10 protein-coding genes are annotated in these 12,675 nt (G+C 58.6%); 6 read left to right on the top strand and 4 right to left on the bottom strand.

The genetic code is table 11. The features are described from left to right. Positions 1–3: 3 nt before the first annotated feature. Together QP982_RS05905 and QP982_RS05900 are read left to right on the top strand one after the other, a co-directional pair. The gene (locus QP982_RS05905; RefSeq protein WP_284870302.1) at positions 4–1,836 is read left to right on the top strand and encodes an ATP-binding cassette domain-containing protein; all 1,833 of its coding nucleotides are present in this window, start codon (positions 4–6) and stop codon (positions 1,834–1,836) included. A gap of 1 nt (position 1,837) precedes the next feature. After that, positions 1,838–3,664: an amino acid ABC transporter ATP-binding/permease protein gene (locus tag QP982_RS05900; protein WP_284870301.1), complete on the top strand. Its 1,827-nt coding sequence runs from the start codon at positions 1,838–1,840 to the stop codon at positions 3,662–3,664. Positions 3,665–3,671: 7 nt separating this feature from the next. Here the strand turns inward: QP982_RS05900 and QP982_RS05895 are convergent, their stop codons facing one another. From QP982_RS05895 to QP982_RS05885, 3 genes are all read right to left on the bottom strand, one after another. After that, positions 3,672–4,316, bottom strand: a complete 645-nt coding sequence (locus QP982_RS05895; RefSeq protein ID WP_284870300.1) for a class I SAM-dependent methyltransferase — start codon at positions 4,314–4,316, stop codon at positions 3,672–3,674. Positions 4,317–4,420: 104 nt separating this feature from the next. Next, positions 4,421–5,716: an alpha/beta fold hydrolase gene (locus tag QP982_RS05890; RefSeq protein WP_284870299.1), complete on the bottom strand. Its 1,296-nt coding sequence runs from the start codon at positions 5,714–5,716 to the stop codon at positions 4,421–4,423. Between the two features lie 15 nt (positions 5,717–5,731). After that, complete coding sequence (locus QP982_RS05885) at positions 5,732–6,826, bottom strand: trimeric intracellular cation channel family protein (protein WP_016422340.1); 1,095 nt, start codon at positions 6,824–6,826, stop codon at positions 5,732–5,734. 57 nt (positions 6,827–6,883) lie between these two features. On the opposite strand from QP982_RS05885, the gene QP982_RS05880 reads away from it, so the two are divergent. The 3 genes from QP982_RS05880 (at position 6,884) to QP982_RS05870 (ending at position 9,314) form a co-directional block, all read left to right on the top strand. Further along, the gene (locus QP982_RS05880; RefSeq protein ID WP_284870298.1) at positions 6,884–7,480 is read left to right on the top strand and encodes an HD domain-containing protein; all 597 of its coding nucleotides are present in this window, start codon (positions 6,884–6,886) and stop codon (positions 7,478–7,480) included. Between the two features lie 170 nt (positions 7,481–7,650). After that, positions 7,651–8,685 (top strand): NADP-dependent oxidoreductase, encoded by a 1,035-nt coding sequence (locus tag QP982_RS05875; RefSeq protein ID WP_016422338.1) that lies wholly within the window; start codon positions 7,651–7,653, stop codon positions 8,683–8,685. 29 nt (positions 8,686–8,714) lie between these two features. Beyond that, entirely contained in the window at positions 8,715–9,314 is a 600-nt protein-coding gene (locus tag QP982_RS05870) for an LURP-one-related/scramblase family protein (protein WP_016422337.1), read from the top strand. A 29-nt stretch (positions 9,315–9,343) separates the two neighbouring features. Here the strand turns inward: QP982_RS05870 and QP982_RS05865 are convergent, their stop codons facing one another. Then, the gene (locus QP982_RS05865; protein ID WP_222865698.1) at positions 9,344–10,669 is read right to left on the bottom strand and encodes an MFS transporter; all 1,326 of its coding nucleotides are present in this window, start codon (positions 10,667–10,669) and stop codon (positions 9,344–9,346) included. A 141-nt stretch (positions 10,670–10,810) separates the two neighbouring features. On the opposite strand from QP982_RS05865, the gene QP982_RS05860 reads away from it, so the two are divergent. Next, a complete protein-coding gene (locus tag QP982_RS05860) occupies positions 10,811–12,571 on the top strand; it encodes an ABC-ATPase domain-containing protein (RefSeq protein WP_070767397.1) in 1,761 nt (586 codons plus the stop codon). Positions 12,572–12,675 lie beyond the last annotated feature (104 nt).

Genomic DNA, 12,675 nt, shown 5'->3' with positions numbered 1-12,675 from the left:
GCTATGTGGATTCATGAAGCACTGACTTCCCCACCCCGCGGAATGCACTGGGTTTTGTTATCCAGCTGGGGGCGCAGCTTTTTCTTCGCTCTCAGCGCCGTGTCTCTTGGATACACGCTCGATGCTCTCAGCAGTTTGCACGGCGGTGTCACAGACACCAGTGGCGGCAACTGGTTTGGGCAGTGGGGACTTCATGAATCCCTGGCCGCTGCAATTGTGGCGGTCATTCTGGGAAGCCTCTGTGCTTATGTCACGGAGGCATTGCCACCACGGCTTGCTGGTGAGCAGGAAAGGCTGTGGCGCTCGCATGTGGTTGGCAGTGTGCTGAAGCCGGAGTTTTCTGCTCCTGCACAGGCCCCGAAGCGTGCGCATGGACGAGGGCACGGCTCCGGGAAAGCTGGTCACGCACACCGAAGCGCCTCCAACACTGGCGAGGGCCTACTCTTCGATGCCGCGACCACAAGCGTCGAACAGACCGCGAATTACCGAGCAACATTTCTCGCTCCCACGTTGGCCTCGTTTAGTGCTCCACTGATTATTTTGGCAGTCTGGGCTTTGTGGGTGGATACGAAAACCGCCTTGTGGCTGGCACTATTTTTCATTTCCACGCCGTTGATCATTATTGGTGCTGGAAAACTCCTGCGGAAATCCAATGCGACGTATCGCCGAAAGCAAGCGAAGGCCACACATGCGTATTTGGAAATGCTCGAAGGGCTGGGCACATTCAAAGTTCTTGGAGCAATTGACCGGGTCATGGCACGTTTTGCCAGCCAAACTCGCACTGCGATGGCTGAGCTCACTGCCCTGCTCGCCCGCAATCAGCTGATGATTATTGTCAACGATGCGGTTTTTGGAATTGCAATGTCGACTACAGCAATCGGCCTTGTCCTGCTGCGTTTACAGGCCGGCGCAATCAGCGTAGGCACTGCTCTCGCAGGTGTTTTTCTATCCGTTCTGCTCTACGAGCCCGTTAATCGTGTCGGCCGAACCTTCTACATCGGACTCGGTGGACGCACCCATCGAAATGGAATTGTGGAGATGTTCGGTGAACCTCCAGCTGAAGCGTCCACGGCCGCAACAGCGCATTCCACCGATGCCTCCGCGCCGCAGGCACCGCACGCACAGCACGCACCGGAGATTTCCTTTCGCGATGTGACCGTTGACATCGGCGAAAAGCGCATTCTCTCCGATATCAACCTGACAATTCCAGCCGGCAGCAGAGTCGGCATCGTGGGCCCCAGCGGTTCCGGAAAAAGCACACTCTTGCGTGTACTCGCAGGCCTGCAGCCGCATTCCGGGGAAGTCTCCCTCGACGGCCACGCGCTTTCAACCCCGGAGTTGCTCGCCAACTCGCTACTCATCTCCCAGCAACCAGCCATTTTCGGCACCACCGTCGCGGACAATCTTCGCATCGCATGCCCGGACGCAACGGCCGTCGATATGCGAAAAGCACTTCGCGACGTGCACTTACTCACCGAAATCGAGCAGCGCCCTGGTGGTCTCGATTCGGAGGTCGGCGATCAGGGCAATTGGCTCTCGGGCGGGCAACGACGCCGCCTAGCCATTGCGCGTGGTCTGCTCGGTACTGCTCCGATTGTGCTTCTCGACGAGCCGACAGCGGACATCGATCGTCGGACGGAAGGTCTCATCAAGGAGTCCTTGACCCGCCTCGCTGAAGGTCGCACGAGCATCATGGTGGCTCACCGAATGGAGGCACTATCGGACGTTGACCTGGTCATTGTCGTCGCTGAAGGCCGGATTGTGGCTACGGGCAAACCCGACCAACTGAGCACAAGCAATGAGTATTACGCACGAGCGCTGACCGAGGAGAGCTGACATGAACAACATCATCTGGTTGCTGCGCTTTTCCGCACAGGCTCGCGGAGCGCTCAGTGCATCTATCCTCGCACGCGTGGCTGGGCACATTCTGGGTGCATTGATGCTGGCTGTGCCCGCCTGGGCAATTGCCACAATTGCGCTGTCGAAGTGGGACGCAACCGACTCATCGCAAAGCTTGAGCATGCAGCGGACGTGGGCGGTCATTGGCGTGGTTGCAGGGCTGGCGCTGTTGAAAGCGATTCTGCGGTATGTCGAGCAGTACCTCGGGCATCTGGCTGCATTTCGGCTGCTTGGTGAGCTGCGGTTGTGGATCGTCGAGCGTCTTATCCCGCAGGCGCCCGCGGTAACCGATGGGCTGGGTACTGCCAGAATCCACACGATTGCGATTCGTGATGTTGACCGTGTGGAAGTCTTCTTCGCGCACACAATTGCGCCCGCGGTGACGGCCGTACTAATTCCGCTGATGGCGGTCATGACAGCGGCATTGACTGCTGGAGCCCTGCCTGCGATTGCTCTGACGCTGACCTTCGCGGTTGGCTTTGTGATTGCACTCGCGGGCTCTAAGAAGGCGACTGCGGAGGCTTCCGCAACGAACTCCACACGCACGGACATTGCGCAGTACATTGCCGATACGCTGCGCCTTCGGGAGGAAATCCTCATCTACGGCGCAGCCGAGCAGCGGCTGCGGGGATTGCGTGAGCTCGATGAACAGCTTGCTCAAAAAATGCGTGCAGGCGGCAAGCGGGCTGGACTGCGCTCTGGCGCGACCGGACTTCGGATTTGGGGTGGCAGCATTGCCGTCTTTTGTGCTGGTATCCCGGCGCTTTCAGCCGACTACCGTATGCTCCCTGCTGTTTTGGTGACGACGTCCCTGGTGGCGGGAACTGCTTCATCAATGGATTCGATCGAGCGCCTGGCATCTTCTCTGCCAGCAGGACTCAATGCAGTCACTCGGATCAGGGAGCTGGCCGCGCAGCCGCCGACTGTGGAAGAGCCGAAGCAGCCGGAGTCGCTGGACCTGCACCACGCGCAGACCGCGAGGGCCAACTCCGGCGACTCAGTCCCTGCCCTCGAACTGAGCGATGTCAGCTACCGCTACCCTGGCGCCGATAACCCTGCACTGACCAATATCAATCTGCGTATTGCCTCAGGCCAGTTCATCGGTGTGGTCGGCCCAACTGGTTCGGGCAAGTCCACACTCTCCCGGCTAATCCAGCGGCATGTCGATCCGGATGTCGGCGAGGTCATCATCAATGGCCACAATGCCCGTGACCTCGGCTCAACCAATGTCTGCCGAACGGTTGTTGTCGCAGATCAGAATCCCTTTCTCATGGAGGCCACCATCGCTGAGAATCTATGTCTCGGCGCGCCTGATGGCTGCGAGGTTCCCGAATCACTGATGCACTGGGCGCTCGAACTCGCCGCCATCAACCCTGCTGAGATGCCGTTGGACAGGCCCATTGGCCGCCGCGCGCAGCGGCTCAGCGGTGGTCAGCGTCAACGTCTGGCGCTGGCCCGCACCTACTTACGCGCGGTACTAGCCGACGGCACTAAGCCCAATGACCTCGCTGCACACCTCGCCGGAAAGATTGTTATTTTCGACGAAGCCACCAGCCACCAGGATCCACTGACGCAGGCTCGTATCGTGGACAATGCCCGCGCATGTGGAGCGACCTGCATCTTTATTGCGCACCGACTTCAGACACTGGCCGAGGCCGATGACATCCTGGTCATCGAAAACGGCCAGCTCATCGAACGCGGCACGTATGACAACCTCCTGAACGCAGACGGCGCATTTGCTCGACTTGCGCGCGCCGAGGTCTAGGCCCCTTCTAGCTCTCCGCGCAGGTCTTCCGCAACACCACCACGGTGTCGACAACGTTCTTGCCATCGATTTGCTTGACGACGTCACGCTGCGCCACCACCGCTTCGAGACTCTGCGGCTCGTGCACAAAGAAATCTGTGACCTCATCCGCGCTGTAGAGCAGCTCGGGGTCTCCCGGGCCGTGGACTTCGTTGTCCGGGTGGTGTGAGACTGAGACAAAGTAGCCACCCGGAGTGAGAGCCTCAGCGACGGCTCGCCAGAGGTTCTCCCTGTCCCTGCGCGGCAGGTGAATAAATGCGGCGACTACCAGCTCAAAGCTTCCTGCTTCCGGCTGCCAGTCTGTTAAGTCTTGCTGGACCAGGTTCGCAGAGAGCCCTTCAGCTGCCAACGCGGCTCCAGTGTGTTCGAGCCCGACGCTGGAGAAATCCATGCCGGTGACATCCCAGCCCTGGCTGGCTAACCACACCGTGTGACGGCCACGGCCACAGCCTAGGTCGAGCGCACGTGAGGGGTCGGAGAAACCTTTCCGGATTACCTCAACATGCTGCGCGATTGTCGGATTCGGTTCGCCGCCAAAGAAAGAGGGCGAACCGTCACTTGCGGCCTCGCGATCTGCGGTGAATTTCCCATCCCAGAACTCTGCTGTCGACATGCTCACCAGGATAGACGGCACCGAGAGGCAATGCTGGACTACATGAGGTTCTGCGGAGGTTTGAAGTTCTACGGGGAGAGAATCTCCACCGGCAAACTGGCATCCTAGTGATCCTCGACGAGCTCGCGGAGCCGCGCAAAGATTGCCGCGCCATCGTGGCGAATACCGTCATGCTGGAATGCATTGGTCACATGTGGTCGCAGATCTCGGTAGCAGTTGGCTGTCCCCATCGAGTAATCGAACGGTACGAAAATGTCGTCAAGATAAACCGCGGCTGCCGAGGTCGGAGCGTCGGCAAGCAAGCGCGCGGAATCATACGGCGAGTTTTCCCAGGTGTGCTGCGCCAATTCTCCGGCCTTTTCCTTGAACGGAATGAGCGCAGGGTCTTCGTCGAATTGCCAGGGGAAAATGTGCTCGCCGGTGAGGTAAAACAGCTCGTCACCTGCAGGATTGGCCTTTTCTTCAAAACCTGGGATTTCCTCGCGAATACGGTGAGCTGCCCAATTAGTTGTGGGCTGGTTTCCGACGCCACCATAAATGGATTCGTGAATCGCGGCATATAACGGGCCATCGGCGAAACTCACGCGGGCCCCTACATCGGCCAGAAAATCGGTGCGCAATTGCTTTTCGCCATTGCGAATGTGGAATGGCTCTTCCAATAAATACGCCAGATTGTGGAATCCATCTCCGCGGCCCAATTCAATTCCGATGGTGCGGAATCGGCGAGAACTCAGTCGCTCACCGGTAGGGAGAGTTTCTGCAGATTGCTCGAGGTGCGCGCAGATTTCTCGAATTCGGTTTTCGGCCCACGGATACTCGCGATAAAAACGCTCGTGACGGGTGCGCAGCTTCGCATATGTCGTGCGATAAAGGTCGTCAGCACCACGGTCCAGAACAGGTAAACCACCTGTGAGGTAGGCGTGCTCCACGGATTCCGGATAGCGGCTGAGATACGAAGTAATACAAAACCCGCCAAAGGACTGCCCATACAGTGACCATTTGGCAATGCCCAAATGCTTTCGCAATGCTTCCGCGTCTTCGACGATGTATTCCTGACGCAATTGGGCAAGCCGTTCGGCCGGAGCATCTGCAATATTGGCCGCATCAATTCGATGCGAGCGCCCAGTGCCGCGCTGATCCAGCAGGATGACGCGGAATTCCTTCAGCGCCTCACCGATTACTCCGCTGGCACCTACCGGACGCGGTGCCGGAAATCCCGGGCCGCCCTGCAAATAGACAATTGCCGGCGCATCCTCATTTCCTGGCGCATAGATTTCCCTGGCGAAAAGCTCAAATGTCGCGGCATTCGCAGCTTCGGTAAAAGGATCCCAGGGCACCTCAACGGTGTGTTCCTTAATAATGTACCCAAAATGCCTGCTTGCAGTACTCGTCGATGCCATGTCTCTGCCGCTCCTCTAATCCCGCTGCTCGTATTTCTTCATCAGCTTTGCGACGAGTAAATCGGTCGCCTCATCGTCCGCAAGAATTTGATCCAACATCTCCCGGTATTCCCGCTGCCGCAGTGCCGTATCTTCTCCGTAGTCATCATAGGAATCACCGGATAGGTCCACACCGAAATCGGATTCGTCGCTGTCATCCTGCACTGTCTCCTGCTGCGCCGTCGGCATGTGCAGATCCGCTGGGAAGTCCGCATTGAACTCCTCCAGGAATTCCTCCGCGTTGGCCTCGGCGTCGGAACGCGACACTCCCCTATCAACCTCAGCCTGAATGCGACGCTGCAGCGCTTTTTCCATCTGTCGGTGACGCCAGCTGCGGAGGCGTGCGGGCTCGAAACGTCGACCAACCTCGCGGCTCTTGCCCTCTGCTCGACGTGCGAGGACCGCAATCTGCGCCGCGGTGTCGTTCAGTGGCGCCCACTCCGAGTGTGCCGACACTCGCCAATTACCCCAGTACCCCAGCAGCGACAGCAGGATGCTGACGATAGGACCAATGACCATGGACACGGCCATAAATCCCAAATGGTGGCCTCCGATGACAATGACCGCGCAAGCCACGGCCGGGATGACCGTGGGCTGGTTGCCGCCGAAAACAGCGGGTACTCGCCCGGTCACAATGTCGCGGATCATGGAACCACCAGTGGCGGTGAAAACGCCCATCATGATGCACGGCAGAATGGGCAGACCATACGTGACGCCTTTGACCGTTCCCGTAGCTGCCCAGAGTCCCGAGACCACAGCGTCACCGTGGACCTGAACGTATTCCCAGGTCTTTCCTTTGAAATAGAAAAATCGCGCAATGAGCGCACCAGTAAACGCCAGGATTAGGTACTCCGGCTGGCTCATTGCGGCGACGGTGCCCTGGTTAATCAGAACATCGCGAATCATGCCGCCGCCCAGTGCGGAGAACAGCGCAATAAAGAAGAACCCGATGATGTCGTAGCCTCGTTGCCGGGCGATGGTGCCACCAATGATGCCCATGAGCAGGACACCACTGACATCGGACCACCGGTACATCGACTCGATGAGCGGATCTACTTCTGCGACGTTCATGATGTTCAAGCTTAGACGCTGCTATTTTTCAAGCATCAACGAAAGGTCGGGATACCCATGGAAAACGCTGACACCTTTGCTTCGGCACGCCCTAGCGACAGGCTCATGCGCGGCATCGCAACTGCTTCCCGCGCGCACGATGGGCACTACCGAAAGGGCTCTGGCGTTCCCTATATCAGCCATCCAATGGCGGTAATGCTGATTGCGGCGAGCGTGACTAACGACGAAGACGTGCTGTTGGCAGCCCTCTTCCACGACATTTTGGAAGACGTGCCGGCAAACTACTCACGTGCCGAGATGGAAGATGAGTTCGGGTCTCGCGTGGTTGAAATCGTCGCGGGTGTCACCAAAGACCCTTCCCTGCCCTCGTGGCAGGACCGCGCCGATGCCTATCTGGGGCAGCTTTCCCGTGGCAGCGAGGAGTCCCTCATCGTGGCCGGCGCGGATAAGTTCCACAATCTCAGCCAGACTCTGGAGGATTTAGACCGCGACGGCCACGCCCTGTGGGAACGGTTTCGTTCAACTCCGAGCCAGCAACTGTGGTGGTACACAAGCGTCCGCAACGTGATCGCCGAACGACTGCCCGGCATGCCTCTGCTGGACGATTTGGACGTTCTAATTGAGCGCCTCGATTCCTGGGTACAAGCGGCATAACCTGCGTTTTTCCAATCGCTTTAAGTTATAAAAACATGTCTAGGCATAGCCTGAACCACTCCGGCAACGGTACAGTGGCAGCCTACGTGGCTCGGATATCTATCACGATATAGAGGCCACGCAACAACAATCTGACAATAGATCCAGGAATACGCAACAGGAGAAAAACAGTGACTTCCACTGATGCATCGTCCACAACCGAACTGCCCACCACCACTCAGCAGTGGGTTCTAGCTTCCCGACCGACCGGCCTGCCGACTGACGAGAATTTCCGCCTCGAGACCGTCGATTTGCCAGAGCTTAACGACGGCGACATTTTGGTAGCCAACTCGGTCGCTACCGTCGATCCCTACATGCGTGGCCGTATGAACGACACCAAGTCGTACGTTCCTCCTTTTCAGCTTGACCAGCCAATGACTGGCGGCGCTGTGGGCACTGTCCTTGCGTCCAAGTCGGATAAGTTCCAGGTTGGCGACGCTGTCCGCCACTCTTATGGCTGGCAGACCAATGCTGTTATTGCCGATTCCGAGGCAACACCGGTTGACCTGAACGTTGCACCGGCTGCTGCCTACCTGGGCATCCTTGGTCTTACTGGCCTTACTGCTTACGTTGGCCTGACTGCTGTCGGAGAGATGAAGGAAGGCGACGTCGTCTTTATCTCTGGCGCTGCTGGTGCGGTCGGCTCGGCTGCTGGTCAGTTTGCCAAGCAGATGGGCGCATCCCGTGTCATTGGTTCCGCCGGCTCGGACGAAAAGGTTGAGCGCCTACTCGAACTCGGCTTTGATGCCGCCTTCAACTACAACGACGGCCCGGTTGCAGAACAGCTGGCACAGGCAGCGCCGGAGGGCATCGACTTCTACTTCGACAACGTCGGTGGCGACCATCTCGAGGCAGCCATCGGCGCGATGCGCACCTTTGGCCGCGTTGCTATGTGTGGCGCAATCTCCCAGTACAACAACACTGGAGCGCCGACCGGACCACGTAACTTGGCTCTGGCGATTGGCAAGTGCATTACGCTGCGCGGCTTCGTCTTGGGCAAGTACCTGCACCTGGCAGGTGAATTCCAGGAGCGAATGGCTCCGCTGGTCGTCAGCGGTAAGGTCGCCTACGATGTCACCACTCGCCACGGTATCGAGAACATGCCAGCTGCATTCCTCGAACTGTTTAGCGGAGGCAATACCGGCAAGATGGTCGTAGAGTTCTAAATAACTGTCATCGAGTTTGGAGCTAATTCGTGAACACACAGAAACCTCGACTGCTTACGACCGACACACTGCTGATTCAAGAAACACGCAACGTTATGCGCAGTGAATACTCCATTTTCGATGACAACGGCACCCAGATTGCCCAAATTGCCCAAGCGGGATCACTGGGTCGCCGCATGTTGGGCATCGGTGTCAAGTACGACATCTTCGATGTGGACGAGGATGGCAAAGAGGGCGACAAGCTCCTCACCATCACCGACCCCGCGAACGTTTTCGGCGACACATACAAGGTTCTCACACCCAACGGCGCTAAGATCGCCACAGCCAAGACCAAACGATTCAGCCTAAAATCACGGCTAACTTTGTCCGTCAAAGGGCTTTCCGACGTCGATGTTGACGGCGGCTTCCGCGGTAAAAATTACGCACTGACCAGCAAGGGACGCCCGATTGCGAAGATTGACCGGAAGTACCGTGGTCTCAAAGGCGCTATTACCGGCAAGGACACGTACGCTCTGCATTTGGAGCCGAACTTGAACGAGGAAACGCGGGCTGCGGTGATCGGTACTGCGCTGGTTATTGACATTGTCAGGCGCAAGAACGATGAGGCTGTAGCGGTTAGTGTGAGCTAGTGCTTCCGCCTTGTTAAAGAACTGCCCTGCTAAGGCGTCACCTTGTGCGGCGCCGAGACTTCCTTCAGCCTGCTGGACATAGCGACACCAACCAGTCCCATTAGTGCCAGGAAGATTAAAGCTGCCGCAGGGCCGAAGCTGGCGATAACACCCGAAAGCGCACCGACGATGAGCAGGACAACGCCCATGATGGTGTTGGCTGCTCCGACATACTCGGTGCGCTTGTCGCCTTCTGCCATGTCCACAACATAGGTCGAACGAGCCACGCGAACACCGGCGTGGACGACGGACATCGCGAAGAAGCCGAGCGGGAAAATCCAAGCGTTCGCACCGGCGGAAAGCCAGTGAGCACTTGCGACCAACAAAAAGAGAACAATAGAACCGACCAGCGAAGAGTAGGTCAACACCTTCTTCGAGGATTTATCCGACCAGATTCCGGCGACTTTTCCACCAACCAAAGAGGCGAAGCCTGCGGCGAGCATGAAGATACCGACATTGGCGCTTACTCCCCCGCCGCTACCGTCAGAGGCTTCCAGATCAGCTCCCACCTGTGCACTTAGGGTTACGATGAACGACGTGGATAATGCTGTGACCAGCAACAAACTACGGACGATCACAAAGTCGCGGAAGTTCTTATCCTCTTTAAAGAGCCGCCAGGTGTCCTGCCACCAGGTTTTATTCGGTTCTTCCTTGTCCCCCTCGTTGGTGGGCTCAACAATCCCACGGAAAATCAAAACTGCTGCTACCCACGACAGTGCCGCAACAAAGATGAGCCCCGCCACGATTGGTTTGGTGACGTTGTCGCGGATAATCCACAACACTGCACCAACAATAATTGCGGCGACACCGCCCAACATCGCAGCTCGGCCACTAATCTGCCCGCGCTGCCCCTTCGGAATCGTGCGGCCCTGGACATCCTTTGAGGCCATCGAGCACAGGGCTCGGGCCGTCGCAAAGCCTGCAAGCGCGACGATGACAGCGACGCCGAGCGCGGTGCCTTCTAGGAACAACGCAGCCAGACCAATCAGCGCTGCTGCGATGGCTTGCCCCAAAGCACCAGCGATCCAGACGGTTGTGCGGCGCGGGCGAGATTTCACCCAAGGTGTGAGGGCGGCCTGCGGAAGCATCGAACCGGACTCGCGCACCGGCACAAGCATGGCGATGAAGAAGCCCGGCGCGCCAGCCGAATGCAGCAGCCATGGCAGCAGCGTCTTGGCAGCAACAATCTGGTCGCCGATATTCTGTAGTCCGTTCGCCCAGACGTAGCGCTTGGCATTCGCGCGGGCGTGTTTTTGCACCGACTCTGGGTTGTTCCCTGCGTCCGTGGGTTTGTCAGCTTCCGAGCTATCAGTCATGCCTCTCACGCTACCTTCCTGCAGCAACGGCGCTACCGCACACGGTCATTTGCCCCAGGCCGTTCCAGGAGCGAATCGCGCTGTCTCATCTGCCGCTACACTCGCGGGAAGAGCACCCAACTTCTCAACGAAAGTAGAAATATGCCCGCTGACCTTTATCGGCGTCTCTCCAACCTCGATGGCAAGAGCTACGGTGCATACAAGTCTTTGCGTGGCTCCCACGACCTGCCGGATCTGGACGCGACGCTGTTTATCGACAAGGTCCAATCCGACCCCTATGCCCCGGCATCACGGGCACGCGTCCATATTCCGCTGTCCGTACTGGACTATCGCGGCGCCTCCCGGTCACAGCCCGGCAGGTTCAGCACGGCGGAGCTCGATTTGCTGAACCGCCGTCTCGTGCGCGCTTTGAAGAAGTATGGTCGCGGGCTATTCATTGATTCTCCAGGTCAGCAGGTCTTGCGCCGAGCAGCTGTCGCTGAGCTCCGTGCGGATGCGCACGACGTCGATAAGCATGGCGATGCCCTACAGATCAGCCTAGAAATCCAACTGCCCGCCCGCGGCCGACGCATTCTCGGGCGTGAGGCGGCGCGCTTGATCTGTGAGGATCTGTTTGACGCGCTTGACGACGCCATCGTGAACGCACCCATCGATGCGCTCGAGGCAGCCGCGGAATTGGAGTATGACCAGCTCTTTTTGCGCCGTGCAGTGGCGGACGCGGACCTGATTGGGTTTGTGGCAGACAGTGCGGTGTTGCCTCGTCAGGCGGGCAATAGCCAGCTTCCGAAGCCCGGCGCGACTGCGTTTACCTCGCCGGAATCGCTGCAGCACAGTTTTCAGCTGCCGTCGGGCAAAACCGTGCACGGCATGGGTATTCCGCGGGGCGTGACGTTGATTGTTGGTGGCGGTTATCACGGCAAGTCCACGTTGTTGTCTTCCCTGGTCACGGGTGTTTATAACCATGTCGCTGGCGATGGCCGCGAGTTTGTAGTCGCCGACGAGACTGCGGTTGCGCTGCGTGCCGAGGACGGCCGAGCCATCACTGGTGTGGATATCTCGCCGTTTATCAACGGCCTTCCCTCCGGTGATGACACGACCCGGTTTTCCACGGCGAACGCATCGGGGTCGACGTCCCAAGCTGCTGGTCTGATGGAGGCGCTGGGTTCCGGTGCGCGAGTGCTGCTCATCGATGAGGACACCTCCGCGACCAACTTCATGATTCGCGATGAGCGCATGCGCCGCCTCATCCCCGATGACCGGGAGCCGATTACTCCACTGGTCGCACGGGTCCGCGAGCTCTGGGAAAACCACGGAATCTCCACGGTCATCGTCGCTGGTGGTTCTGGTGCATTCATCGATGTCGCGGACACCGTGATTGCTATGGATGCGTACACGCCTTACGACGTCACCAAGCGCGCCCGTGAGCTCCGCGAATCGGCTACTCCGGCCGAGCCTTCGCCTGCTTTTGCGCAGATCGGTGAGCGTTTTCTGCAGGCTGACTTCCCCGCCGGCGAGAGCCGCGGACGTGGCGGTCACGGTGGCCGTGGTGGACACGGTGGTCGCGGTGGTCGCGGTGGTCGTGGCCGAGGCTCGAAACCACCTAAGCCACCGCGTGCGCGTGGTCTCGAGCTGATTCAGGTGGGCAAGGACAATCTTGACTTGCGTGCTGTCGGCCAATTGATGGATTCCTCCCAAACAGAAGCCATTGCCCGAATTCTGGGGGCCGTCGTCAAGCAGCTCGATGGGCGTACTGACCTCACCGAGCTGATCCAGCGCGAATACGACAACTTTTGTCATTCGCTCTTCGATGCGACAGCTGCGTCCACCAACTCTGGTCATCTCGCGGAACCGCGTTTCCAGGAGGTTGCGGCGGCAATCAACAGGCTTCGGCTCTTGCGGTAGCGGCTCGAAGGTTCGTGGACCAGCCCCGCCCCTGCGGCTGCCGCGGCTAACTTCCTCAATTGATTTCGGCGTCAGGGCTTGACCTTGACGCGACGTCAAACAGA

The organism is Corynebacterium sp. MSK019 (assembly GCF_030232425.1).
Taxonomy (GTDB): domain Bacteria; phylum Actinomycetota; class Actinomycetes; order Mycobacteriales; family Mycobacteriaceae; genus Corynebacterium; species Corynebacterium jeikeium_D.
The sequence above is the reverse complement of the archived record's forward strand: the minus strand, read 5'-3'. Positions and strand labels throughout refer to the sequence as shown.